This window comes from Desulfoferrobacter suflitae (assembly GCF_022603395.1).
GTDB classification, from domain to species: domain Bacteria; phylum Desulfobacterota; class Syntrophobacteria; order Syntrophobacterales; family Syntrophobacteraceae; genus Desulfoferrobacter; species Desulfoferrobacter suflitae.
In genome coordinates this window covers 22,573-48,263 of record NZ_JAIBKA010000005.1, presented here as the reverse complement: position 1 = coordinate 48,263, position 25,691 = coordinate 22,573, and the positions used below count along the sequence as shown (strand labels likewise).

At 55.3% G+C, this 25,691-nt stretch carries 23 protein-coding genes, 1 tRNA gene and 1 pseudogene; 21 read left to right on the top strand and 4 right to left on the bottom strand.

All coding sequences use genetic code 11. The features are described from left to right. Positions 1 to 46 precede the first annotated feature (46 nt). From nuoH to K1V27_RS09925, 9 genes are all read left to right on the top strand, one after another. Positions 47 to 1,027, top strand: a complete 981-nt coding sequence (gene nuoH / locus K1V27_RS09965; RefSeq protein ID WP_258929846.1) for an NADH-quinone oxidoreductase subunit NuoH — start codon at positions 47 to 49, stop codon at positions 1,025 to 1,027. A gap of 21 nt (positions 1,028 to 1,048) precedes the next feature. Then, positions 1,049 to 1,489 carry a 4Fe-4S dicluster domain-containing protein gene (locus tag K1V27_RS09960; RefSeq protein WP_258929845.1) on the top strand — a complete coding sequence of 147 codons (441 nt, stop codon included), beginning with the start codon at positions 1,049 to 1,051 and terminating at the stop codon, positions 1,487 to 1,489. Beyond that, on the top strand, positions 1,486 to 2,007 hold the full coding sequence (locus K1V27_RS09955; RefSeq protein ID WP_258929844.1) for an NADH-quinone oxidoreductase subunit J family protein: 522 nt from the start codon (positions 1,486 to 1,488) through the stop codon (positions 2,005 to 2,007). Before K1V27_RS09960 ends, K1V27_RS09955 begins: the two co-directional genes overlap by 4 nt. Beyond that, positions 2,004 to 2,312, top strand: coding sequence for an NADH-quinone oxidoreductase subunit NuoK (nuoK, locus tag K1V27_RS09950; protein ID WP_258929843.1), 309 nt, complete (start codon positions 2,004 to 2,006; stop codon positions 2,310 to 2,312). The genes K1V27_RS09955 and nuoK overlap by 4 nt, the downstream gene beginning before the upstream one ends. 6 nt (positions 2,313 to 2,318) lie before the next feature. Further along, positions 2,319 to 4,316, top strand: a complete 1,998-nt coding sequence (locus tag K1V27_RS09945; protein WP_258929842.1) for an NADH-quinone oxidoreductase subunit 5 family protein — start codon at positions 2,319 to 2,321, stop codon at positions 4,314 to 4,316. 110 nt (positions 4,317 to 4,426) lie between these two features. Then, positions 4,427 to 5,854, top strand: a complete 1,428-nt coding sequence (locus tag K1V27_RS09940; RefSeq protein ID WP_258929841.1) for a complex I subunit 4 family protein — start codon at positions 4,427 to 4,429, stop codon at positions 5,852 to 5,854. Positions 5,855 to 5,877: 23 nt separating this feature from the next. Continuing rightward, the gene (locus K1V27_RS09935) at positions 5,878 to 7,302 is read left to right on the top strand and encodes an NADH-quinone oxidoreductase subunit N (RefSeq protein WP_258929840.1); all 1,425 of its coding nucleotides are present in this window, start codon (positions 5,878 to 5,880) and stop codon (positions 7,300 to 7,302) included. Between the two features lie 70 nt (positions 7,303 to 7,372). Next, entirely contained in the window at positions 7,373 to 8,239 is an 867-nt protein-coding gene (locus tag K1V27_RS09930; protein WP_258929839.1) for a (2Fe-2S) ferredoxin domain-containing protein, read from the top strand. 70 nt (positions 8,240 to 8,309) lie between these two features. Continuing rightward, positions 8,310 to 10,628 carry a molybdopterin-dependent oxidoreductase gene (locus K1V27_RS09925; protein WP_258929838.1) on the top strand — a complete coding sequence of 773 codons (2,319 nt, stop codon included), beginning with the start codon at positions 8,310 to 8,312 and terminating at the stop codon, positions 10,626 to 10,628. A 320-nt stretch (positions 10,629 to 10,948) separates the two neighbouring features. Here K1V27_RS09925 and K1V27_RS09920 read toward each other — a convergent pair whose 3' ends face one another. Then, a complete protein-coding gene (locus K1V27_RS09920; RefSeq protein WP_258929837.1) occupies positions 10,949 to 12,340 on the bottom strand; it encodes a peptidase U32 family protein in 1,392 nt (463 codons plus the stop codon). Positions 12,341 to 12,569: 229 nt separating this feature from the next. Here K1V27_RS09920 and dprA point away from each other — a divergent pair, with 229 nt between their 5' ends. From dprA to K1V27_RS09890, 6 genes are all read left to right on the top strand, one after another. Next, positions 12,570 to 13,712, top strand: coding sequence for a DNA-processing protein DprA (dprA, locus tag K1V27_RS09915; protein ID WP_258929836.1), 1,143 nt, complete (start codon positions 12,570 to 12,572; stop codon positions 13,710 to 13,712). Positions 13,713 to 13,730: 18 nt separating this feature from the next. Next, positions 13,731 to 16,034, top strand: coding sequence for a type I DNA topoisomerase (gene topA / locus K1V27_RS09910; RefSeq protein WP_258929835.1), 2,304 nt, complete (start codon positions 13,731 to 13,733; stop codon positions 16,032 to 16,034). After that, on the top strand, positions 16,034 to 16,825 hold the full coding sequence (locus K1V27_RS09905) for a prepilin peptidase (protein WP_258929834.1): 792 nt from the start codon (positions 16,034 to 16,036) through the stop codon (positions 16,823 to 16,825). Before topA ends, K1V27_RS09905 begins: the two co-directional genes overlap by 1 nt. Before the next feature lie 18 nt (positions 16,826 to 16,843). Continuing rightward, the gene (locus K1V27_RS09900; RefSeq protein ID WP_258929833.1) at positions 16,844 to 17,614 is read left to right on the top strand and encodes a 16S rRNA (uracil(1498)-N(3))-methyltransferase; all 771 of its coding nucleotides are present in this window, start codon (positions 16,844 to 16,846) and stop codon (positions 17,612 to 17,614) included. A gap of 15 nt (positions 17,615 to 17,629) precedes the next feature. After that, positions 17,630 to 18,259, top strand: coding sequence for a hypothetical protein (locus K1V27_RS09895; protein ID WP_258929832.1), 630 nt, complete (start codon positions 17,630 to 17,632; stop codon positions 18,257 to 18,259). A gap of 377 nt (positions 18,260 to 18,636) precedes the next feature. Further along, a tRNA-Phe gene (locus K1V27_RS09890) sits at positions 18,637 to 18,712 on the top strand. Positions 18,713 to 18,781: 69 nt separating this feature from the next. Here K1V27_RS09890 and K1V27_RS09885 read toward each other — a convergent pair. After that, positions 18,782 to 19,627 carry a 4Fe-4S dicluster domain-containing protein gene (locus tag K1V27_RS09885; RefSeq protein WP_258929831.1) on the bottom strand — a complete coding sequence of 282 codons (846 nt, stop codon included), beginning with the start codon at positions 19,625 to 19,627 and terminating at the stop codon, positions 18,782 to 18,784. 236 nt (positions 19,628 to 19,863) lie between these two features. Here K1V27_RS09885 and K1V27_RS09880 point away from each other — a divergent pair, with 236 nt between their 5' ends. Together K1V27_RS09880 and K1V27_RS09875 are read left to right on the top strand one after the other, a co-directional pair. Continuing rightward, entirely contained in the window at positions 19,864 to 20,679 is an 816-nt protein-coding gene (locus tag K1V27_RS09880) for an alpha/beta hydrolase (RefSeq protein ID WP_258929830.1), read from the top strand. A gap of 135 nt (positions 20,680 to 20,814) precedes the next feature. Continuing rightward, complete coding sequence (locus tag K1V27_RS09875; RefSeq protein ID WP_258929829.1) at positions 20,815 to 23,100, top strand: spermine/spermidine synthase domain-containing protein; 2,286 nt, start codon at positions 20,815 to 20,817, stop codon at positions 23,098 to 23,100. Between the two features lie 131 nt (positions 23,101 to 23,231). Here the strand turns inward: K1V27_RS09875 and K1V27_RS09870 are convergent. Then, positions 23,232 to 23,381 (bottom strand): annotated as a pseudogene (locus K1V27_RS09870) (transposase family protein); the annotation flags it as partial. Positions 23,382 to 23,481: 100 nt separating this feature from the next. Here K1V27_RS09870 and K1V27_RS09865 point away from each other — a divergent pair. After that, the gene (locus K1V27_RS09865) at positions 23,482 to 23,634 is read left to right on the top strand and encodes a DUF4160 domain-containing protein (protein WP_258929828.1); all 153 of its coding nucleotides are present in this window, start codon (positions 23,482 to 23,484) and stop codon (positions 23,632 to 23,634) included. Between the two features lie 155 nt (positions 23,635 to 23,789). Here the strand turns inward: K1V27_RS09865 and K1V27_RS09860 are convergent, their stop codons facing one another. Then, complete coding sequence (locus K1V27_RS09860; protein WP_258929827.1) at positions 23,790 to 24,158, bottom strand: hypothetical protein; 369 nt, start codon at positions 24,156 to 24,158, stop codon at positions 23,790 to 23,792. A gap of 339 nt (positions 24,159 to 24,497) precedes the next feature. On the opposite strand from K1V27_RS09860, the gene K1V27_RS09855 reads away from it, so the two are divergent. The 3 genes from K1V27_RS09855 to K1V27_RS09845 all read left to right on the top strand — a co-directional run bounded on the left by K1V27_RS09855 (position 24,498) and on the right by K1V27_RS09845 (position 25,666). Then, complete coding sequence (locus tag K1V27_RS09855) at positions 24,498 to 24,725, top strand: AbrB/MazE/SpoVT family DNA-binding domain-containing protein (protein ID WP_353740559.1); 228 nt, start codon at positions 24,498 to 24,500, stop codon at positions 24,723 to 24,725. Beyond that, positions 24,722 to 25,111, top strand: a complete 390-nt coding sequence (locus K1V27_RS09850) for a type II toxin-antitoxin system death-on-curing family toxin (RefSeq protein ID WP_258929825.1) — start codon at positions 24,722 to 24,724, stop codon at positions 25,109 to 25,111. The genes K1V27_RS09855 and K1V27_RS09850 overlap by 4 nt, the downstream gene beginning before the upstream one ends. A gap of 162 nt (positions 25,112 to 25,273) precedes the next feature. After that, positions 25,274 to 25,666, top strand: a complete 393-nt coding sequence (locus K1V27_RS09845) for a hypothetical protein (protein ID WP_258929824.1) — start codon at positions 25,274 to 25,276, stop codon at positions 25,664 to 25,666. Positions 25,667 to 25,691: the final 25 nt, after the last annotated feature.

The following is a 25,691-nucleotide window of genomic DNA, read 5'->3' as shown; positions in this document are numbered from 1 at the left end:
GAACTGATTGCGGATTGCCGTATCCCGCCGAAGGAGAGCAAAGAAGATGGGAAGTGAAATGGCTTCGGATTGGATTCGAATAATTGTTGGCCTGATCATTGTGCTGGCATTTTCCCAGCTCAATGCGCTGTTTCTGGTTTGGCTCGAGCGCAAGGTGGCGGGTCACATTCAATTGCGTTACGGACCCATGGAAGTAGGCCCGCATGGGATTTTGCAGACAATTGCCGATGGTATCAAGCTGGTGGGCAAGGAATTGATCACCCCCTTGAGTGCCGACTGGAAGCTCTTTGTCATTGCTCCGGTTCTTGTTTTCATGCCCGTTTTGGTGGCCTTCCTGGTGCTTCCCTTCGACGAAAACCTGGTGATTCGCGACATGAACCTGGGTGTGCTGCTGATATTCGCCTTTTCCACCCTGAGTGTTCTGGCGATCCTTGCCGGCGGCTGGGCGGCCAACAATAAGTACGCCCTGCTCGGGGCGATTCGCTCGGTCGCGCAAAATGTAGCCTACGAAATTCCGCTGCTGCTGGCGGTTTTAAGCGTGGCGCTGATGACCCAATCGTTAAGGTTCTCAGAGATTGTCGCGGCGCAGTGCAGGGTCTGGTTTATCTTCCTGCAGCCTGTTGCCGGGCTGATTTTTCTGATTTGTGCCACCGCCGAAACGAACCGGGCCCCTTTCGATATCCCCGAAGCCGAGTCGGAACTGATCGCCGGGTTCCACACGGAATACAGCGGCATGCGCTTCGGACTGTTCTTTCTGGCGGAATATACCAACATGTTCATCGTCAGCGCGGTTGCGACGGCGCTGTTTTTCGGCGGGTGGCACGGACCGTTCGGCTTTAGCTTTGGGCTTCCGGGAATAGTGTGGTTTCTGCTCAAGGTCTACATACTGCTGTTTGTCATCATGTGGGTGCGCTGGACTTTTCCTCGCGTTCGCTTTGACCAGTTGATGAACTTTTCCTGGAAGGTGATGCTGCCATTGAGTCTGCTGAATCTGATCGTGACGGCGGCTGTATTGAAGTTCATATAAGGGTATGGTGGAAGAGAGACTATGAGCTATTGGAAAGAGATTATCGAGGGTGGCTGGAGCCTGGTCGAGGGAATGCGGGTCACAGTTCGACGATTGGTAAGGCCCGTCGTCACTGTACAATATCCTCGCAAACAACTGACTCTCTCTCCAGCTTATCGAGGACACATCGAGTTCAAGGTGTTTCCGGAAATCGGAACGCATCGATGCATCGCCTGCGGGACCTGTCAGCGCACCTGTCCAAGCGGCGTTATCAAGGTGCAGGGAGTCAAGGATCATGCCAGGGCGCCCAAGGTGGCCACTCATTACATGATCGATTTCACCCGCTGCAGCCTTTGTGGGCTGTGCGTGGAGTGCTGCCCCACCCAGACTCTCAAGTACTCCACGGAATACCAGTTGGAGGAAGAATCCAGGTGGGACGGGGTCTATGACTTGATGGCAAGGTTGGAGGAAAGGCGGACATGAATTTTATGACTGAAGCAATGGCACAGGCAGCCTTCTGGATCGTCGTAGGGCTCACCCTTGCAGGGGCGGTCATCGCAGTGTTTCCGAGGAACATTGTCTACAATGTGCTCGGATTGGTCTTGGCTCTCACCGGGGTTGCCGGATTGTATGTGTTTCTCGGGAGCATGTTTATCGGGTTGATGCAGCTGCTTATCTATGTGGGAGCCATCTGCGTTGCGATCGTCTTCGCCATCATGCTGTCACGACCGCTGCACCTGGAAGTTCCCCAGCGCAAATTGCCCAAGGTGCTGCTGGCGGCTATGGCCAGCTGCCTGTTTGCAATCGCGCTTATCGGTGTGAGCCTGCGCACCGCGTGGAAGCCTGCGGCCGAACGCGGCACCGATTGGTCGGTTGCCACCATCGGGGAATTGCTGCTGACGCGCTACGACCTGGTCTTCGAAGTCATTTCGCTGGTGTTGCTGGTAGCGATTCTGGGAGCAATTGTAACGGCCGGATTCAGTCGGAGGTTGACCTCGTGAACACATTGAGCACCTATTTGATTATTGCTGCATTACTGTTTGGTCTTGGCCTGCTTGGGGTGTTACAGCGCCGCAACCTGATCGGAATGCTCATCTCCATAGAGCTCATGCTCAACGGGGCCAACATCAACTTCATGGCGTTTAATCGGTTTTTGGCTCCCGAGCCCGCGGTAGGGCAAATCATAACGCTGTTTGTCATGGGTTTGGCGGCGGCGGAGGCTGCCATCGGGCTGAGTATCATTCTGGCCCTGTTCCGAAAGTTCAGGTCCATCAACGTCGAACGCGCACAGCAAATGAGGGGATAACGAGACATGAGTTGGCTTTTTAAAGATCCGGTTTTGCTTGCAGCGGTGCTCTGCACGTGGTTGCCGTTCCTGTCCATGGCGGTCATCCTGATCTTCACACGTCACAAACCGCAGCTCTCCAGTTATATCTCCATTGGTGCCGTCAGCACATCTCTTATCTGTGCCCTTTACCTGCTGATCAAACTGGTGCATGTGGGAGAACCGGTCGAATACAGGACGGCCTGGCTCATCGCCGATGACATCATCATTCCTTTCGGCTACCTGTTTGACCCTCTCAGCCTTTTGATGCTGCTCATTGTAGCCGTCATAAGCTTCCTCGTGCAGGTGTATTCGCTCGGCTACATGGCCGGCGATCCCGGCTTCAGCAGGTATTACGCATTCCAGTCGCTGTTTGCCTGGGCGATGATGGATATGGTCATCGCACCGGGGATGCTGCAGCTCTACATCTTCTGGGAGCTGGTTGGACTGGCCTCGTATCTGCTGATCGGTTTCTACTACGAAAAGTGGAGTGCCGGACAGGCGGGCAAGAAGGCTTTCGTCATGACGCGGCTCGGTGACATAGGGTTTTTCCTAGGCCTCATTCTCCTCGTGCTCGGCTTCGGTGACCTGGGAATTGTTGCCATGAATGAGGCGGCACAGGCACAGGCGATTCCAAGCTACCTGATCACTGCATCGGCGCTCTTGATCTTTTGCGGTGTTATTGGCAAGAGTGCGCAGTTTCCGCTGCTCACCTGGTTGCCCGATGCCATGGAGGGGCCCACACCGGTCAGTGCGCTGTTGCACTCAGCCACCATGGTGGCGGCGGGTGTCTACATGTTCAGCAGGATTTTCCCGTTTTTTGCCGCGTCGCCTACCGCCATGGCCATTGCCTTGGCCATCGGGACGATCACCATGCTGCTTTCTTCCACCATGGCCATGGCGACATACGACATTAAGCAGGTGTGGGCCTATTCCACCGTGAGCCAGCTCGGTTTTATGGTGATGGGACTGGCGGCCGGCGGCTACTTCGCGGGCGTGTTCCATCTGACCACCCATGCCGGCTTCAAGGCGCTGCTGTTCCTTTGCTCCGGCGTTTTCATCCATGAATATCACAGCAACGACATGCGGGATATTGGCAAGGGGGGCGGGCGCAGCCTCAAGATTCCCATGGTCTGTATGACCGTAGGGGCTTTGGCCCTGTCGGGGGTTTTTCCTTTCTCCGGCTTTTTCAGCAAGGAAGCCATTATGGGGGTCCTTGCCGCGTACCCTAACAAGATCTGGCTCCTGGCCGGGCTGCTGGGAGCGTTGATGACGGCCTACTACTCGTTCCGCTTGATCTTCATGATTCTTTTCCCGAAAAAGGTGGACGCGACCATGCCTCATGACGCGGTACACTATCATCAGGAAAAGGACGACAAGATCCAGATTGATCATGAAGAGGCTGCGGCAGGACACGGGGCGGCGCACGGCCACGGGTCTTCACACGGGCATGAGGAAGGTCATGGCAACGTGTTTTGGTATATGGCCTGGCCGCTCATTATCCTCACTACCATCACGCTGGTGCTCGGTTTCTTCCAGCACTCGCTGGAAGGGTTCCTGCTCGGCCATGCTGCCGACGCCCATGGCGGCGAGGGGGGACACGGAGCCGGTCACTACGCACTGCTCATCGCGGCCGTGAGCATGGGCCTTGCCGGTATTGCCTGGGCGTATTACGAGTTTGGCCGCAAGGGCGCCAGCCAGGAGGGATTTCTTGCCCGACTGCCGAAGACGCAAGCGCTCTTTGCCAACCGCTGGTATATCGACCGTTTTCTGAGAAGATTCCTGGATCGGGCCATTTACGGCGGTTTGACGAATGTGTTCACGCGAAACGACCGACGAGTGATCGATGGCGGCATCGACGGATTCTGTCTGTTCACCATTGGAAGCGGCCGGTTGTTCAGCTTTCTGCAGTCGGGTATGCTGCAGTACAACCTGCTGGTGATGGTTGCGGCGGTTGGTCTGGTGGTCTTGTACTTCGTGGTTTGATGAGAGAGTGTTGGTTGGGGCGATACAGGAATAACCTTTTTCAAGAGCGGACGGACTAGCTTATGACTTCCATGGAAATGGCGCACTTTCCAATCCTTACGGCGATTTTGATGTCGACTGTACTGGGACTTATAGTCATCATGTTCATTCCGGACGGGCGCGATAAACTTGTCAAGCAAGTGAGCCTGGTATTTTCCGGAATCGGCCTGATTCTTTGTCTGTGGCTGTACCATGCCTACGATGTGGAAAAGGGTGGGCTGCAGTTTGTGGAACGTACGCTGTGGGTGAAGAGTCTCGGCATTTACTGGTTCATGGGAGTGGACGGCATCAATTTGCCTATGCTCCTGCTGACGGCGGTAGTGCTGTTCACCGGTGTGCTGACCATGTGGGAGCTGGAAAATCGGGTGAAGGAATTTTTTGCTTTCACCTTCCTCCTGGTTGCCGGCGTATACGGCGTTTTCATGTCGATGGATCTCTTCTGGATATTCGTCTGGTACGATGTCTCGCTCTTTCCCATGTATCCCCTGATTGCCATTTGGGGCGGTACCCGCAAAGAATACGGCGGCATGAAGCTGACCCTGTATCTCCTTGCCGGGAGTGTGCTCATCTTGCCGGGCATCATCTATCTGTGGGCCGAAGGCGGCGCACACACCTTTGACTTGTTTGAACTGGCCCGCGGCGGCTTTTCCCCGCAGGTGCAAAACATCGCCTTCCTCATGTTGTACCTCGGGTTTGGCGTGCTGGCAGGCGTCTGGCCGTTCCACACATGGTCTCCGGTGGGCCACGTTGCCGCTCCCACGGCGGTCAGCATGATCCACGCCGGGGTGCTGATGAAGCTTGGGGCCTACGGTATTCTTCGGCTGGGTATGACCTTGTGTCCGGAGGGCCTGGTCTACTGGGCGGATCTCATGGCGCTGCTGGCAACGGTCGGCATTGTCTACGGCGCCTTCGTCGGGCTGGCGCAAACGGATCTCAAGTATGTCATCGGCTATTCCAGCGTATCGCACATGGGGATCGTGGGGCTCGGGTTGTCCACCATGACGGTCAATGGAATCAACGGTGCGGTTTTTCAAATGTTTGCGCACGGCGTCATGACGGCCTTGTTCTTCTCCGCGGTCGGCTACATTTATGATAAGACGCACACCAAGATGATCCCAGATCTTGGGGGACTGTCCAAGACCATGCCGGTGGCTTCGGCCTTTTTCATTATTGCGGCCTTTGCCGGAATTGGGGTGCCGTGCATGGCGAGCTTCTGGGCAGAGTTGCTGGTGTTCATCTCGGCGGTTCAGACTTACCCGGTACGCGGTATCTTTGCGGTGCTCGGATTGGTCGTCAGCGCGCTGTTCATGCTTCGGGTTGTCATGAGCACCTTCTACGGAGAAAAGAATGAACGCTGGGCGCACATCCCGGATGTTCCGATGTCCCTTGCGACTCCGCGTATCATTTTGGTTGGAGTAATCGTTTTCTTCGGTTTATTTCCGCGGATGATACTGGATGTGATCCAAAGTGCGGTGATCCCATTTGTGAGCAGCTTATAGGCAATTGAGGGGAAAGATTGGCAATGATGAAATGGGTGCTTTTTATTCCTGAGTTGTATTATGTGTTGATGGCGGTGGTGTTTTTTGCTTTATCGCTGCAACGAAAATCGGAACCTAGGCGACTGTATACTTGGGCTGTGATCCTCTCGGGAGTCGGTGTTTTGGTGGCCGTTTTGTCCGCCCGTCTTGAGGGAATGGTATTTTTCGATGCCTACAGGGTGGATCTGTACAGTCAGGTATTCAAACTGCTGCTGGCCCTGGGGACGTTCTGGGTGGTGCTCACCTGCAGCGAACTCGAAGGCATCGACAGCAGGCAGCACGCCGAATTCTACCTTTTCACCTTCATCTGTACCCTTGGAATGATGATGCTGGTCAGCGCGGTTGAGTTGTTGACCATCTATATTTCCGTCGAGCTTTCTTCCTACTGCCTGTACCTGCTGGTGGCGATGCGGCGCAAGACGGATGAATTCGCTGAAACAGGCATCAAGTACTTTATGGTGGGATCGACTGCTTCGGGCTTCATGGTCTTTGGCATAAGCTACCTGTTCGGCATGACCCATACAACCTATGTTGCTGAACTGATGAAGGTGCTGCCGGGAATGATGACCGAGCCCGCAGCGATAGTAGGATTGGTGCTGGCCCTTTCAGGCTTCTTTTTCAAACAGGCCCTGTTCCCCTTCCACATCTGGGCGCCGGATGTCTACCAGGGTGCCGCCAACCAGGTCACTACATACATCGCAACCGCTTCCAAGATGGCTGCGGCCGCTATCGTGATCCGCTTTGTCGGATTTTCCGGCGGCGAGAGTGCGGTGTTTATCAAGTTGCTGGTGGTGCTTTCCATCCTTTCCATGACCTTTGGCAATCTGGTTGCCATCATCCAGAAAGACATCAAGCGGTTGCTTGCCTATTCCAGTATTGCTCACGCCGGATATATGATGATAGGCATCCTGAGTATGACGCAGCGGGGCTATGCGAGTGCCATCTATTATGCCTTGGCCTACCTGATCATGAATTTTGCCTGTTTCATGGTGATTTTGAAAATTGCAGACGATGGACACAACCTTAAGATCAAGGAACTGGCGGGATTGCACAAGCGCTCACCACTGCTTGCCATGACCCTGATGCTGGGTCTCTTCGGCCTGGCCGGCATCCCCCCTACGGTGGGTTTCACCGGTAAGTTTCTGGTCTTCGCGGCGGCGCTCGAGCAGGGCTACCTGACATTGGTCATCATCGGCATGATCAACGCTACCATCTCCTTATATTACTATCTCATCGTCATCAAGGCAGCCTATCTGCTGGAACCTGTTAATCCCTACCCACCTGTGCGGGTGGATAAATGGACCAAATCACTCGCAATCTTTCTGGTCATTGCAATGGTGTATGTGGGAATTTTTCCGGATCAATTTGTGGCTTTGACCGAAGCCGCTGCCAGGTCCTTATTCATCTGATATTCGGAGAAACCATCCGCACTGAGCGATGCTGCCCCGGGCGGAATGGGAAAGAGAGCGGAAGACAGCTATGCTAGGACGATTCAAATCGCTGAAAAACGAGGCACAGAAAACCCCTTTGAGTCTATTCACTCGGTCGGACGCCGGGAAACGGAGCAAGGGAGAAGCGATCGGCGGTATCAAAAAGCGCAAACCTTTCTGTGATCCAACCTCAAATAAGGATTGCATCACGGTTTGCGCGGCTGAGCCCGGGTGCTCATGCGACGCAGAATCTGTTAGAAATGCGCTGGAAGCGGAAATTGCACGCAGGCATCTCAGCTGTAGCGTGGGCAGGGCCAAGACGGGTTGTGGGGGCAAGTGCAAGAACGGGCCATTCCTGGGATTTCCACAGAAGAATTTTTTCTACCTGGGGATCACTGCCGACATGATCCCCGACGTTGTCGAAGAAACACTGGTCCGTGGGCGCATCCTGTTTCCCCTCCTTTCTATACAACCGAATCGATCCTATCGTGCCGACATCTATTACGAGCGGGATACCGGGCTGATTGGCGGCATCGATGATAAAGTCTGCATGGTGGATGTGGCGAAATACTTCCTCGACTTTGAAGAAGGCCTGTCATGTGGTAAATGCGTGCCCTGCAGGCTTGGGATGAAGCGTATGCAGGAGACCATGGAGCGGATAGTTGCCGGACAGGGATCAGAGCACGATTTAGAGCAGATCAGAATTTTGTGCCAGACCATGGTGGATGCGCCGCATTGCGATTTTGCAGTGACCAGCAGTCGGCCCGTGTTGAGTGCCATCACCTATTTCGAGGATGAATTCAAAGCGCACATTGAACGCAAGGAATGCCCCGCCGGCGTGTGCACGGAATTGGTCGAAATGCAGAAGAAAGCGGCTCGGCTCCAGCAGCGCAAGCAAAAGAAGAAGAAAAAATAAGGGTGAAGAGGGAAAACAAGGCTCTCCAAGATTTCTAGCTAGGTTGAAATAGTTAAAGGATAAAAGCATCATGGCAAAAGTGACACTGAAAATTAATGGCCAGGAAGTTGAGGTAGAGAAGGGCACAACCATTTTGGAAGCTGCCAAGCAATTGGGGATTTACATTCCTACCCTCTGCTATCATCCGTATCTTCCCCTAGAAGAGGCATGCCGTATATGCGTTGTGGAGGACATTCGGGGAGGCTGGTCGACCTTGGTGGCAGGCTGTGTTTTCCCTGTCAGGAATGGAATGGTCATTGAAACAGAATCGGAAAAGGTGATCGAGTCGCGCAGGACGATCATGGAACTTCTGCTTTCCGACCACCCAAATGACTGCATGACGTGCTACGCGACCGGCGAGTGCGAGCTGCAGGATATGGCTTATCTGTACAAGGTGAAGCCAACCGCTTTTGAGGGTGGAGAGCGGCATAAATATGAGATCGATCCCGATCCCAATCCCGAGCTGCACTTGAATATGAACAAGTGTATTCTGTGCCGCCGGTGTATTCGCGCTTGCAGCGAGATACAGGGAGCGGATGTGTGGACCAAGGTCGGGCGCGGATTTGATCAAAGGATCTCGACCGCCTTTGATCTGCCCACCATGGAGGCCGGTTGTGAACTGTGCGGGCACTGCGTGGATTTCTGCCCGGTGGATGCCATCGGCTGGCGCAGGGGGCGGGACGAGGTTCGCTCATGGCAGTTGAAACCGTGTGCCACCGTGTGTTTGCAATGCTCAATGGGATGCCGGGCGGCGTATGATGTTTTAGACGAGAAGGTGGTACGGGTGCGCGGTGACTTTGCTTCCCCCGCGAATATGGGGGCCTTGTGCAAGATGGGGCGGTTCAATTTCGACTTCATCAATTCGCCGGATCGAGTCAGGACTGCCTGCCTCAAGGACGGCGATGGCCTCGCCCCGTGCTCCCTTGAAGACGGCTTGAAAACGGCTGCTTCGGCCCTTGAAAAGGTGCGGGATACGGATGGTGGGAATGCTATCGGTGTGGTCTGCGGCGGTATGCTCACCAACGAAGAGTACTACCTTGCCCAGAAGTTGGCACGGGGGGCTCTTGCCTGCAACAATGTGGACAATATCGACGGTCCCTGGCAGCAGGTCATTTACGATGGCCTGGCGAGCAGTACAGGACTGGGTGCCATGAGCAATACCCTGGGGGACATTGCCAAAGCCGGGGCGGTTCTGGCTCTGGGAGCGGATACCATCGAAAAGCACGCCATTGCCGGCATTCGTGCGAGAAAGGCGAGTCGTCAAGGGGGGATCCTGATCGTGGCGCACCCCCAGCAAGTGCCACTGACGAAAACGGCGACCAAACATCTGGCGGTGAAGGAAGGCAGCGAGGACGCGCTGGTCCTCGGCTTGATCAAGACGATCATCGAAGAAGAGCTGTATGACAAGGATTACCTGGAACAGTACACGCAGGAATTTGATAAGCTGCAGCGCAATATCGAAAAGATCGGCATGGGTGAGCTGACGGAAAAAACCGGGTTAGGCGAACAGGAGATTCGCGAGACGGCTCAGCTTTATGCGAGCAAGAAGCCCGCCTGCCTGATCTATGGCGTGGATCGCAAGACGGCTCCGCTCAACGAGACCTTCTACAGGATGTGTGCGGCTCTGCAGATGCTGCTGGGTTCCCTCGGCGTCGAGGGTGGTGGCGTGAACGTGATGGGGTGCACCGGGAATGCACAGGGGGCCATCGACTTCGGCGCGGTTGCCAAGTACCTGCCCGGTTACAGCCCTGTGACTCGTGCCGCCGCACGCAAGACGGTGGGCAAGCTGTGGGGTGTTGAACCTTCGGATCAGGGCGGATTGAGCTGGCCGGAAATGTTTGAGGCTATCGAGAAGGGTGAAATGAAGGCACTCTATCTCATCGGGGTAGATCCCTTTGAACTGGGATATCCCAGGGCCAAGGTCGAAGGGGCGCTGAGCCGCCTGAGCCTGCTGGTGGTGCAGGATTGCGTCAAGAACAGGGCGTTCGATTATGCGCATGTGGTGCTTCCGTCCTTGAGCTTCATCGAAAAGGAAGGCACCGCCACCAATTGTGAGCGGAGGGTGCAGCGACTGCACAAGGCTCTGACCATTTGCTCTGACGCCAGGTCGGATTTTGAGTTGATCAACGGGGTGTTGAGTAATTTGAACCCGGAATTGAAGGCCGAAAGCCTTGCCGCGACGTTCGCTGAAGCCGTTCAACTGATAAAGGAGCTGGATGGGTTGAGCTTCGAGCAAATCCCCGACGAAGGTGTCCAGTGGCCTGTGGATGGAGCGGGTGCAGGCACCGTCAGACTGGGCCTGCCGGAGGAAGAAAAAGCCAGGTTCAAGTTTTATGCAGCCAGGTTGTGATGCCCTGGAGTGCTCGTCAGGGGTAGTGTTTTACAAAATGATTTGCACTTCCGGGTGGGCTGGGTTTCGTGATGCGAAACGGTGACCCAACCCAACCCGCAGCAAAAACATGTTCCTTGAAACTGTAAAAAGATAGATCGATCCCATAGGCGGATGATAAAACAAAGTCGGGTTGCCGGAGGCAACCCGACTTTGTTTTTGGGGATCGTAGCGTCTGCAAAACCAACTCAGACAATCTCACCGCGGCGGTGTTGACCTGAAAGGCTGCAGAGGACTTGCACCGGGATTTGCATTGGCATGAGGCCCAAGGACAATTGCCATTAGGCGGCGCGGCTCCTGCGGGCACTCACAACCTGCAGCGGGAAGACTTCCAGGGGTGCCGGGAAGCGGATCCAGCTATTGGGATGAGCTACCTGGAGCCTGTTTCCAAGGAGGTCTTCAAAGGAATTTAAAGTCAGCGGCAGAGTTCGTCCGTCCGGGTAGAGGAACTCCACGACGCTTCCCTCTTTCAGAGGACTGCGCACTTCCATGCACACCCAGCCGGTGGTGTTTCGTAGCAGGACGTTCTCCGGTTCCCATCGGGATTCGGGGAAAGGCCTCACGATGCCGGCCAGCGTGTGGGTCTGTACGTAGGAAGTGGAAGGAGATACGTCCCCTGTGGTTTCTCGGGGCTCGGGAAAAAGCATCCCCTTGGTGTACGGACGGTGGCTCACCCGCGCCAGGTCGTCCACCCAGTCGCGGCGCACCACATAGCTGCCCGCTGCGTCACAGCAGTGGTCGATGGCCTGGCGGTAAGTGCGAATGACGTTTGCCAGATACAGTGCACCCTTCATGCGGCCCTCGATCTTGAGGGCGTCAATTCCCAACTCCATCAGTTGGTCAAGCTCTTCGATCAGGCAGAGGTCTTTGGAATTGAATATGTAAGTGCCGCTCTGGTCTTGCTGAATGGGGAAATATTGTCCGGGCCGCTTCTCCTCTACCAGGCGGTACGACCAGCGACACGGCTGCGTGCAACGCCCAAGATTGGCGCTGCGCCGATTGAGTATGGCGCTGAGCAGGCAGCGGCCGGAATAGGAGACGCACATGGCCCCGTGGACAAATACTTCCAATTCCATTGCCGTCTCTTTGCGAATGGTCTGAACTTCTGAGTAGCTCAGCTCGCGTGCAAGGTTCACCCGCCTGATACCCTGTTTGCCCCAGAACGCAACGCTCAGGCTGTTGGTGGTGTTCGCCTGGGTGCTCAGGTGCAGGGACACATCGGGGGCCCATTGTTTTGCCAGGAGGAGCACACCGGGATCGCTTAGGATGAGTGCGTCTACTTGAATATCCTGCAGGTATTCAAGGTACGGGGGAAGCGCAGTGAGATCTCGATTGCGCGCAAAGGTGTTCACGGCAACATAAACCTTCCTGCCGAGTTTATGTGCGGAGAAACACAGGGCGGCAAGTTCCTCGCGGTTCAGGTTGCGCGCCGAGGCGCGCAGACTGAAATTGGTGCCCCCCGCATAAACGGCGTCTGCTCCATAGGCGAAAGCGATCTGCGCCTTTTCCAGACTGCCGGCGGGGGCGAGTAGCTCGGGTTTGGCGAATGTTCCTGGGCCGTCTTGCTGGCTCACCTTGCGATCCTTGCGAGAGATGTTGGCATTTTGCGGGGCTGGCTCCACTGTATTCTGTTGGCAGCTGTGCAGCATCAATTTGACAAATGGGACCGGCATCTGTAGTTATCATGTCAACGTGACCGAAAACAAGATGCAATGCAGCGTAATCCGTGCTCGACAAGTTACTCGTCATGCATTTTCCCTGCAGAAGGTTTGGAGCAGGTGAGGCAAGTGGTCCTTCCAATACCTGCATCCTGGTTTCAGCTCTTCTGCTCAAAACAGGGCGCGTTTGTCGAGGATAGGTGATGGGGAAGTTATTGCCAACTTGAATGGCAGATAGGTCCCGATGGAAGCTATGACCGGAATTGGTGAAGAGGAAAGAATTGCCTGGCTGACACTCACTTTGATCCCCGGCTTGGGAAATCGCTCCATATTGCGGCTCATAGAGCACTTTGGGTCGCCTCTCGGCGTATTGAGGGCCGCTCCGAAGGCGGTGGCCGGTGTGCCCGGGTTGCGCGACAAAGCAAAACAGGCGCTGCTGAAAAAAGCAACCATGCGCTCTCCCGAGTTTGAATTTAAGAGGCTGCAGGATCAACAAGTTCAGCTCCTCTGCCTGAACGATGCCGACTATCCGGCAAATTTGCGCGCCATTCCGGACCCTCCCGCGGTGCTCTTTGTCAAGGGCACGATTGAAGCAAGGGACCTGGTTTCCGTCTCGGTGGTGGGTTCAAGGGCCGCCTCACCGCTCGGCATCGCTTTTACGGAGCGGCTGTGCATGGACCTTTCGCAATATGGGGTCACTATTGTGAGCGGTCTTGCTGTGGGCATCGACAGCGCAGCGCATCGTGGCGCTCTGCGCGGCAAGGGCAGAACTCTGGCGGTTCTTGGGTGTGGATTGGACATCGAGTATCCCAGAATCAACCGTGCCCTGCGCGGGCAAATCATCAAAGCCGGTGCCTTGTTGAGCGAATTTCCCCTGGAAACGCTGCCGTCCGCCGGTAATTTCCCCATGCGCAACCGCATCATAAGCGGTCTGTCTCTGGGTGTTGTGGTGGTGGAAGCAGCCCATCGCAGCGGCTCCCTCATTACGGCTCGCTTCGCCCTGGAGCAGGGCCGCGAGGTGTTTGCTGTGCCGGGCATGGCGCGCCATTACCGCAGTGTCGGCCCGCATCGCCTGCTGAAACAGGGAGCCAAGCTGGTGGAGAGTGCCGAGGACGTGCTGGAGGAACTCCGCCCGCTGATTCGCGTCAGCGGCAATTTCACCACTACTTCGAGGACGACCGCGGCACCACCCGATCTGAGTGGTGACGAAGCCAGGCTGCTCAATGTTTTGGACCAGCATCCCAGGCACGCTGACGACCTATGTCGGGCACTGCAATTGCCGGCGGCGGAGGTGATGGTTATCCTACTTAATCTGGAACTGAAGGGTTGCGTTCAGCAGCTTCCGGGAAAATTTTTCGTGCGTTGTGATGACAACATCCATAAATAGAATTGCCAAGGAATATTCATGTCGAAATCGTTGTTGATTGTGGAGTCTCCCACTAAGGCCAAAACCCTGGAACGCTATCTCGGCAAGGACTTTATCGTTAAAGCTTCCGTCGGCCATGTCAAAGACTTGCCGAAAAACAAACTGGGAATCGATCTGGAAAAACGTTTTCTTCCGGAATATCGGGTTATCAGGGGCAAAAAGAAGATCATTAATGAATTGAACAAGGCTGCGGCCAAAGCCGACGCCATTTATCTTGGACCGGACCCGGATCGAGAAGGGGAAGCCATTGCCTGGCATATCGCCGAGGAGATGCAACAGGACGGGAAACCGATTCACCGAGTGCTTTTTTACGAACTAACCCAAAAGGCCATCAAACAATCTCTGGAACACCCAAGCCCTCTCAACAAGTCCCTGTATGAAGCGCAGCAGGCCAGGCGCATCCTGGACCGCCTTGTGGGCTATCTGATCTCTCCTTTGCTGTGGTCCAAAGTAAAGCGGGGATTGAGTGCCGGAAGAGTTCAGTCGGTGGCATTGCGCCTGGTTTGTGAGCGGGAAAAGGAGATCCAGGCCTTCGATCCGGAGGAATACTGGACTATTGGTGCGGACCTTGAAGCGGGCGTAGACAAGCAGTCGCACGGCCCGTCGCAGGGTTTCAGCGCACAGCTCGCCCGTTGCGGCAACAAAAAGTGCAAGATTTCCACGGGCACAGAAGCCCACAAACTGGTTGACGCGATCCGGTCGTTGCCGTTCAAGGTGACCAAAGTAGAACAGAAGATGAGGCGCCGATCGCCTGCTCCCCCCTTCATCACCAGCACTCTGCAGCAGGAAGCGGCGAGAAAGCTCAGGTTTCCGGCCCGCAGAACCATGGGAGTGGCCCAGAGACTCTATGAAGGCATCGAGCTCGGCGATCAGGGCGCGGTTGGCTTGATCACCTACATGCGCACCGATTCCACCCGCCTGTCCCAGGAAGCAGTGGCCGCGGCCAGGGATTACATTCAGGCGGAATACGGCAAAGACTACCTCCCCTCCAAACCGGTAGCCTACAAGGCCCAAAAAGCAGCGCAGGATGCTCACGAGGCGATCCGTCCGACCGATGTGAAGCGTACCCCCGAAGCCGTCTCGCGCTATCTGAGTAAAGAGCAGTTGCGGCTCTACACTTTGATTTGGCAGAGGTTTGTGGCCTGCCAGATGGCCCCGGCAAGAATTGCTCAAACCGCCGTCGACATCAGTGCGGGTGAATATGTGTTTCGTGCTTCCGGCTCCGTGATCGAGTTTCCCGGGTTCATGTCGATTTATGTGGAGAGCCAGGAAGATGAGAGTAACGGCGGAAAGGCCGAGGACCGATTGCCCGAGCTCCATGAAGGTCAGGTTCTTGAACTGGTGAAATTAGATCCCAGACAGCATTTCACACAACCTCCCCCACGCTTTTCCGAGGCCAGCCTCATCAAGGAATTGGAGGAACTGGGGATCGGCAGGCCGAGTACCTATGCGGCCATACTCTCCACTATCCTGGACCGCGAATACGTTACCCTCGATCGACAGCGACTCAAACCCACGGAATTGGGCCTGATGGTGAACAACCTGGTGGTGAAAAATTTCCCCAGGATCGTGGATGTGGACTTCACCGCCAAAATGGAAAACAGCCTGGATGAAGTGGAGCGAACGGAGTTCCCCTATGTCGAGTTGTTAGAAGAATTTTACAGTCAGTTCCAGAAGAGTCTCAAGTCGGCCGAGAGCAATATGATCAACCTCAAAACAGAGGGTTGGCCGACCGACTTGAAATGCCCGGAGAGCGGGCATCCACTGCACATCAAGTGGAGCCGACACGGCCCGTTTCTGGCCTGCAGCACCTACCCGGACTGCTCGTTTACCTCGGATTACGAACGGGACGAGAAGGGGCGAATCCAGCTGCGCACCGACCGAGCTACCGAAGAGGTCTGTGACAAGTGCGGACGTCCCATGATTCTGAAGTCGGGACGTTTCGGTGAATTCCTGGCTTGCAGCGGCTATCCGGAATGCAAGAACACCCGCAGTGTGGGAATCGGAGTTCCCTGCCCGCGGCAAGGCTGCGATGGCCAGCTGGTGGAGCGGGTCAGCAAGAAGGGGCGCCGCTTTTACGGCTGCAGCAACTACCCGGAATGCAACAGTTTGTTTTGGAACCAGCCGGTGGCAAAATCGTGCCCCGTGTGTCATTCACCCATTTTGCTTGAAAAAAAGCTCAGAGGGGGCAAAGTGAAATGGGTTTGCCCCAATCCGGAATGTAAGTATGAAGCCGACGATATTCCCGAAAACGGTTCGACGGGGAAAGGGGAAGCGGGTTAATGGCGGAGAATGCTGCTTTCGCGCTGCAGCAACTGGCCGTTTTTCTGATCGGCTGCTGCCTGGGAAGTTTTTACAACGTCATCATTCATCGTCTTCCCAGGCAGGAATCCATTGTTCGGCCCGGCTCCCATTGCCCCCATTGCGGAAAGCCCATTGCTTTTTACAATAACATACCGCTTGTCAGTTACCTGGTATTGGCCGGCAGGTGCGCCTACTGCAGGCAGCATATTGCGCTGCGCTATCCGCTGGTCGAAGGGATTACGGGTCTGCTCGCCCTCCTTTTGTTCCGCCGCTATGGATTTCAGCCGCAGCTTTTTGTGGAATTCTGCTTCGTTTCTCTATTGGTGCTGATCACCTTCATTGATCTCGACACCCTCACCATCCCCGACGTCTTGTCCCTGCCGGGAATCGGGCTTGGGTTGATCGGCTCCTTTTTTACCCCCGCCGTTGCCTGGCTCGATTCCCTTTTGGGCATTCTTTTGGGCGGCGGTTTTTTTTATTTGATTGCCGTAGGATATCATTATGTTCGTCATCAAGAGGGACTCGGAGGCGGGGACATCAAGCTGCTGGCAATGATTGGTGCCTTCACCGGCTGGTCGGGGGCCATGTTCACGGTTTTCGCGGCTTCGCTGACAGGCGCACTGGTCGGCTTCGCCGTCATGTGGCGCAGCCGCAAGGGCCTCACGACGATGCTTCCCTTTGGTCCTTTCCTGGCGCTTGGAGCGGTGTGCTATCTTTTCTGGGGGCAGCGCATCTATGCCTGGTATCTCTATGAAGTGCTTGGCAAATAGCAGAACAGCCGGTGATCCGTGACGCGCAGATGCTTCTTCATCGAGACTGTTGAACCGGACCAGGGCTGCGTTGTTCTCACGGGGCAAACGGCTCATCATATCCTGAGCGTTCTGCGCATGGGCACGGGAGACGCTCTGGAGCTGCGCGACGGTCGCGGCCGCGGCTGGAAGGGAGTGATTGTCGGCGGGCAAAAGACGTCCGTGCGGGTGCAGGTGAACGAGAGCGAGCCGCTGCGAAACGAGTCGCCTCTGAAACTGACGCTCGCCATGGCCATGGCGCGCTCCGATCGGATGGATCAGGTGGTGCGCCAGGCGACCGAACTGGGCGTACATCGGTTTGTCGGCTACCGTTCACAGAGAAGCCAGTACGGGCTGTCGGACGCCCGGGCGCGAAAGCGTTGTGAACGCTGGCTGCGAATAGCGCGTGAAGCCATGTGTCAGTGCGGTCGCATGATCGTTCCAGGAATCACTTATGTGCCGGATTTGACGGAGTTCATAGCGGCGCAATGGGGAGCGGGCACACCTGGAAATTTCCTGCGGCTGCTGGCTTCCGAAGAGGAGCAGAACAGCGCTCTCCAGGATGTCTGGCAATCGACCCCGGTGTGCGACGCAATACTCACGGTCATAGGTCCCGAAGGGGGGTGGACCGAAGGGGAACTGGAGGAGTTTGCCGCCAATGGTTTTCGAACGGTCCATCTCGGCCCCAGAATTCTCAGACTGGAAACCGCGGCCGTTGCCTTCGTCGCAGTGGTCCAGATGCTCTGGGGCGATTTGAGCTCACGACGGTAAGCGAGGTGGCAACCGATGAGATGCCCGAAATGCGGATACAACAGTTTTGATTATCTCTCCCATTGCAAGAAATGTAATGCGGACCTTACCGGTATACGGCAGGAATTGGGCATGCTGCACGTCAAACCGACCAATCCATTTTTGCTCGGGGCCCTGCTGAAAGAGGGAACAAAACCTCAGGCGGTTGATGGGCAGAGCTCGGAGGAGGTGTCGGCATTTGCAGGGTTTGAGGAATTGCGCCCGGATTCGGGAGAAAACACGGCGGATCTGTTTTCCATGGAATCGCGGGAAACGGTGGATGAAATTCCCGCTGCATTCCACGAAGAGCCGGAAACTTCACCCTCTCCCGGTGCTCCATCCGACTCATCCGATACGACAGACCTCTCCATTGAACTGACCGACGAATTGGCCGACTGGTCGTTTCTGGATGAAGCAATGGACGAAACCTTAACGCCGCAACCGGCCGATGCCAAGAGTGTTGACGATCGATCAGGACAGATTGATGATCCCAGTACACAGGCCAGGCGTCGCACGAAGGAAGCGGATGACCACATCATCGAGCTTTCGGAAGAGGACCTGGAGGGATTGTTCATCGACCTGAATGACACGGATAGCGAAAAGGATGGAACCGACAAGTCGCAATAACCTGTCCGAGCATACCCGTTTGATGCTATTCCGATGTACTGCGGTCACGCCGGCTGGACGGAACAACTCAATAGAATGTCCAAAATGCAGCGGACTGGGGGAGGCCGTGGGTTGGGTTGAGCGCAGCCAAACCCAACGAATAGGGATAGATCGTGAGAGCGAAGCGAACGACGATCTTATCGAGTTTGTTGAATCACGATCCTATCGGGTTCATTAGTCGGCCCAGCATGGTATTCGGCCCCTTAATTGTGTGGCGCGGTACTGATGGATCGGCGCAGCTGAAGCGCAACCGGCGGGATTGAGTCAGATATCTTGAGAAAACCGTGTAGAAAACCCTTGACATCCAAAGGCTATTCCAGTAGGTTCAACGCGGCTTTGGCGGGGTAGCTCAGTCGGTAGAGCAGTGGACTGAAAATCCTCGTGTCCGCAGTTCAATTCTGCGCCCCGCCACCACCTCCAAACCAATGAAAGCGGGAACTTACAAAGTTCCCGCTTTTCTTTTGTGCGCCCGGCGGGGCGCTCCTACCAAAGTTTACGGGCTACGGGATGTTCGTTGCGGGCAGAGAGCTCGATGGCCTGCTGTTCGCAAACGGTTCGGCAGATGCCGCAGCCATAGCAGCGCACAGGATCGATGAAAGCTTTGCGGCGATTGACGGAATAGCCGATGGCGCCGAACTGGCATAGCGCCAGGCAGGCCCTGCAGCCGATGCAGGCGGTGTCGCGTACCCGGCCCACGTATTCACTTCGGAAAAACAACTGAAATTCATACTGGTAGCTCACCATGGCCAGGCAGTCGGCTCGATCACAATTGCATATGGCACCAATGAACGGAGTCTTGAATGTCCACAGGGTATGGATGAGCCCTTCCTTCTCGAAGCCCTTGTGGAGTGCGAGCGCTTCGTCCCTCGTCAATTTCTGAAATGTGTCGGCATTGGGGCCCGGCCGAAAGGTTGCCAGGAAGGCCTCCCTGACGTCGAGCAGTTTTTCCGGGTCGATTCCGAGGGCGATGCAATAGGCGGCATCCGATCGTCCACTGGTATTCTTGCGACAGATGCACGGCAGGAGAGTGATGGAATTAGTCAGTTGCAGCACTTTTTCGAGGTCCTCCATGGGGATCACCTGTCCAAAGTGGTCCCGCCGGTAGCGTTTTTCATACAGTGCATAGAAGCAATGACGCAGCCAAGCGGGGGCTTTCATGGCCCGACGAAAGGCATTTTCCAGCTGAGACACATGGCCGTTGCCGACATCGCTTATGAAATCCAGGATATAGCGGCGCCTGTTCATGTCCGAAAGCAGGTCGTCGGAATAGTTCCTGGCCTGCAAGTACCACTTCTTCCCCTCACCATGCTGGTGACAGAATTGACACATGACCCAAACTCCTCACGCTGTCGTTAGATCGGAAAGGCAGAGAGCAACCACTGTATTCTCATACGTCACGAGGAGCAAACAAAAAGGATTAAGCAAGAGCGCCTTGACAGCATGACGGACTGTGGTGAATTTAGTCGCGTGGCAAAGTGCCGTTAGTGATGCCGGTTGCAGCAAGTGCGGCGCATCGATCGATATTTTTCCGAGCTCGCGTGTGTGCGATGCGAAAACCCAGGCCTATGAATATTTTCATCGCTGTCGCGGCGTCTGCAGCAGGGCTCTATGTGTTGCTGCTGCTGTTCATTTTTGTATTCCAGGCGAACCTCATCTATTTCCCCACCGGTCGAATTCATCACACGCCCGGCGATATCGGTTTGTCATATGATGCCGTTACCTTTCGCGCTGCGGACGGAGTCAGCCTCACCGGCTGGTTTATACCGGCAAGATCTGACATGGTTGTTCTGTTCTGCCACGGCAATGCAGGGAACATCTCCGACCGATTGGATTCCATAAAGATTTTTCACCACCTGGGGCTGAACACATTCATCTTTGATTATCGCGGATTTGGTCGAAGTGAAGGAAGAATCAGCGAGCAGGGGAGCTACCTGGATGCCGAGGCGGCGTGGAACTACCTGGTGCAGGAAAGAGGCTTTGCGCCCGAGAGAATTATTATCTTCGGGCGCTCCCTGGGCGGCGCCGTTGCGACGCATTTGGGCATGACGCGCGTCGCGGGGGCACTCGTGATCGAGTCCACCTTCACCTCCATCCCCGACCTTGGCGCCAGGCTCTATCCCTTGTTCCCCGTCCGACTGCTGGCGCGGTTCAGTTACCGCACGTCCGATTACATTGCCAGGGTACGTTGCCCTGTGCTGGTAGTGCACAGCCCGGAGGATGACATTGTCCCCTACGATCTGGGCATGAAAGTCTACCAGGCGGCCAACGAACCCAAAGAATTCCTGGAGATTGCCGGCGACCACAACAGCGGGTTTCTCCTTTCGGGGGCACGTTATGTGAGGGGACTGAAGGCATTCATCAACAAGTATCTTCAGCTCTAACAGTGATGTCGGATGCTGCGGTGGCGCATTGCCAGGGTCGGGCTCCGCAGTGATCCAGGGATTCCGGATGACATCCGTAAATCCGGATCATTTGAAAATCGCTGTTTTCCGAACCTGGAAAGATGATTACAGACTGTGCGGCGTACTGCATTCATTTCTATAGCCGTCACCGGATTCGCCACGGGAATAGGGCAGATAGTTGTCCTGAGAGAACTGCTGATACTCTTCTACGGCAACGAATTGTCGACGGGACTGGTCTTGACTGCGTGGCTTGTGTGGACGGCTGTTGGCAGCAGCATCGGGGGCGGAATCGCCCACCGTTTTCCGCTGAGGCCGGCGGTCCACGGGTTGGGGCTGCTGCTATTGGCGTGCCTCTTGCCCGCGACTTTGCTGTGGCTTAGATCAGCGCGACTGCTGTGGTCCATTCCCTTGGGTGAATTGGTCGGCCCGGGTTTGATGATTGCCGTTTCCCTTACGACGACGGGTGCCTTTTGCACGGTTTCAGGCTGCATGTTCGCCTGGTGCTGGCACGTCTATGTTTGCGCTTCTCCGGAAGAACCCAGAGTACCGCAGCCCATCATGATCTATTTGGGTGAAGCGCTTGGGGCCGCTGCCGGAGGGCTTTTCTTTTACTTCGTGTTGCTGCCTTACGGGTCCAATTTCACGGCGATATGCGTCACGGCCGTGGCCACCTCGGGGCTGGTTCTTCTGTTCGTGCGCCCCTGGCGGGAGAGCACCGGCAGACGACCGCTCACTGCAATCATCGCGCTGACAATGGGTTTAGCGACGGCGGTCGCCGCCGTCAATTCAGATCGCCTGGATGAATTGAGCCATCGCTGGCAATGGGGGGCGGGTTTGGTCGCCGTGCAGGACACCCCCTACAACAACCTGGCTCTTCTCCAGGAAGCAAACCAGTACACTCTGTTTACAAGCGGCTTGTGGTTTTTTTCCGTACCGGACCCAAAGACTGCGGAGTTTGCGGTTCACCTGGCCATGCTCCAGCATCCGCGTCCGCAGAAGGTGCTGCTCGTGGGGGGCGGTTCTGTGGAACTGATCGGTGAACTTTTGAAGTATTCGAGTCTGGCCAGGCTGGATGTCGTCGATCCGGACCCCGGTATGGTCGGCCTGTTGTATGAATACTTGCCCGAAAAATTTATGAGGCCCGTCAAGGACCGGCGGGTACACCTTCATCATGAAGATGCGGTTGCGTTTATGGGAGATTCCCGCAGGAGCTATGATGTGATCCTGCTGAACCTGGGCGATCCCATGAACGCGGAGCGGAATCGATTCTATACGCTGGAGTTTTTTCAAAAGCTCGGCCGCAGGTTGAGCCCGGGCGGATTGCTCTCCTTTGACGTCTCTGCTTCCGATTTTCTTGGGCCGGTGCAAGTCCGCTTTTTGCGTTCCCTGTACGACACTCTGCAGGCGGTTTTCCCTGATGTCACCGTTTATCTGCTTGATTCTGCAAGATTTTTTTCCACAAGGCAACAAGGTTTGCTGGTATCCGATGCGCGCGAACTGCTGCGGCGCATGGCAGAACGGGGTCTCCATCTGCGCCATCTGCAGGAATCCTATTTGCTGGATTATCTGAATCCCATGCGGTTGAATTACTTGGCGAGTATCCTGGCGCAAAGTCTTCCGCAGAGCCTGAACAGGGATTTTTCCCCCACCTGCTACTTCAACAATTTACTGCTGTGGGCCTTTCAGCTTCATCCGGGACTGGAACAGGTTCTGATAGGCCTCTCCAGTGTTCCCCGGCGGTGGCTCTGGATCGTTTTGACGGCCGCTTTGGCTGTTCTGGCCGTGTTTTCCTGGAGGGGAGTGCTGGGGTGTGAGACGACATGCCAAGTGAGTGTAATGATCATGGGCGCGGCCCAGCTGATTCTGGAAATCCTGCTGCTGCTCAGTTTCCAGGTCATGCAGGGGTTTGTTTACCGGCAACTGTCCCTGATTGTGACTCTGTATATGGCGGGCGCAGCCTGCGGTGCACTGCTGGACTCTCTTCTCGCCGTAAGAATCAGAAGGGCCGCGCTTTGGCTCGCCGGCGTGCAGATCATCTTCGCGCTGTACGTTCTGGGTGTTCTGAAGATCCTGTTCGTGATGCACGATGGCTCCGGCGGCTTGGTTGGCGGGGTGTCGGCATCCGTCATCTTCGCAATCCTGGCCATGGCGGCAGGCGTGCTGGGAGGGGTGCATTTTGCTCTGGGAATAAGAGTGATTGCCGGTTTTGGGAGTGCCTCGGCAGCACTTGCCGGTCACCTCTACGGCGTCGATTTGATTGGTGCCGCATCGGGAGCCGTCGTAGCATCATTATTCCTGGTTCCGGTTTATGGGGTTGTTACCACCATGTCTGTCTTGGCCGTCGCCAGCGCCGGGGCAGCCACCGCCTTGCTCACGATGCAAAGCTCAAGTGTGCATTGAGCCCTTGTGATAATACGGCATTGTATGCCGCGGGGGGATTTTTGATTAGATGGGGTGACGAAAATCGCAACCAAAACAGCCGCGCAAGTGGTCAGTAATTTTGAATATATGCTTGTTAATTAGATTTTCCCAATTGCATCGGGATCGAGTAGCGCGAACACTCTTCCGAAGGTGTCATGGGAGGGTACGCCTCCCGGCAAGTCCAGAAATTCTCTGAACCAGGTTTCCTTGGCTTTTGCATAGGTGGCAATCTCCACCCAGTCATCAGCCCCGGCACGAATTTGTCTTTAACTTGATCGAGTGCAATGGTTGCACTATCATAACCTATGCCGACGATCAAAAGATTTAAACCCCCGCATCATAACCAGGCCGAGGGACCATATGCCGCCACATTTTCATGTGGGTTTGGCCGATGGTCGCAATTGCTTGGTGGAAATTGATACGCTGGATGTGCTCGGACCGATCAGGAAGGATGAAATTGCGGAGGCACGGGAATGGGCATTAGGTCATCAACAGGAGCTCGAGGCGGAGTAGAAAAAATGGCATCCATAAAGACAACCACCTAGGCATCGACATCTATCCGTTCCGCCTCACTGAGGTTGTCCCACCAATCTCCAAATTCATCTGTGTATTCGACTACCCATGCCATGGATGGAATATAACCTTTGTGGAATATCTGTCAAATCTTTTTAATCAGTGATTGATCTTGTGAGCCGATTCTGGCTGGCAAACCAATAGCCGATGTTGATGGCGTCTGCGACCTTGTGGTTGTCGATCCTTGCTCCGGCAATGTCGCCGGCCTTCAGGATCGAGCGGCGTTTGAGCTGGTCTCTGCCAAGTTCCGCACCGCCGAGGGACCTCTGCCATGCGAACGATTCAACAAGCCGATGGCCGATGTCGGACATGGCAAAGACAGCGGCTATGGTGGCGCGGGCGGCGACCAGCTGAGACACCGCTTTGAATCGTCTGGCGGCCTCCGGACCGCCCGGCAGATATTGGTTTTCGATGACCAGCAGCGCCGGCCGCCAGGTATCGATGATTCCTTTTATGTCCGGCATGATGCGTCGATCCGTCCACGCCTACCGGTTTTTAGCAGCACCCATTGGACGAGCTTGACATCGCGGAACACTGCAAAAGCAGGAGTTTTGCAGTCCGGATCGCACGAGCAAAGGATCATCATTCCGCTCCTACTACAACGGGAGAGCCGCGCCCTCTCTGCCTGTCGTTCCGAGTCACGCGATCGCGTGACAAGGAATCTATAGGGTGCATCAAAGATTTCTCGCTTCGCTCGAAATGACACTACGAGCGAAAATATGCACAGCTTGACACTCACCAGTATATGAAGTTATAACTTGCGTAGCAACATTGCTGTCAATGGCGACACGGAGGTGATGAAGATGCAAGCTCTGAAGGTTCGCAAGATTGGTAACTCGCTCGGGCTGGTTCTCCCTAAAGAAGTCTTGGCGCGGCTCAAGGTCGAGGAAGGCGACACAATATATCTGACCGACGCCGAAGATGGATACAGGATCACGCCGATGGACGTGAATTTTGCCAAGCAGATGGCGGCAGCTGAGGCTATCATGCGTGAAGATCGGGCTGTGCTACGCGAGTTGTCCAAACGATGAACTGGACCTGGATTGATCCGGCAGTTGTCCTGGCCATTCACGACCAGCAGATCGCCGAGCATGGCGGGGCTAATGGTGTCAGGAATATACGACTTCTGGAAAGCGCTCTGGCTCGACCGATGCAGCTTGAAGCGTACGGCGATCCGGATGTTTTTGACTTGGCCGCAACCTATGCTGACGGGATAGCACGCAATCATTCTTTTTTGGATGGGAACAAGAGGACGGCTTACGTTGTTTGTATGCTCTTCTTGCGGCTTCATGGCTTTCAGTTAAAGGCCAGTGGCCCGGATCGTGTCATCCTTTTCGAACGTCTTGGCAAAGGTGAGATCCAGCAAGAGGGCTTAGCCGCGTGGCTTCGGGAACATGCGATTTCGCGGGAAAGATGATGCAGCAGCATGGAACTCCGAAGGGCGAGACACTGTTTTTTATCCCTAATCTGAGCGATTGTACGGGGTGTCATTTCGAGGAGTCCAGTCTTTTATTGGACGACGAGAAATCCTTGGGGCGCTCGAAATGACAAAATATGAGCGGCTTCGCATTGACAAAATGTGAACTTCGTATTCGTAGGCAAGATGGGCGCCAGCCTCGATTTGCAGGAAAGCATCGCCGCTTTCTTTGGGCTCAGCTGTGAAGAAATTCTGGCAAGGGGTCGCGAGATCCTGAGCTCGCAAACCAAACCGGCTCGAAGAGATGAAAAGCCGGTTCCTTTTCAAGATAAGCTCGATATGGTCGGTCATAACAACAAATTGGCCGCCCGCCTCATTGCCGACGAAGCGGCGAGGGCCGTGGGCTTTCCCAATTTTATGACGGCCATCATAGATTCGGTTGGAATCTATCCGCCGGGGTGGCAGGAATATCTCGCCGGCGAGTTATCGGCTTATGACTTCTGGGAAGAAACCCAACAGTACGTATTGGACCAGGTAGGTAAGCTCAGGAAATAGGAATTGAAGAGCATCGAGCTTGGGA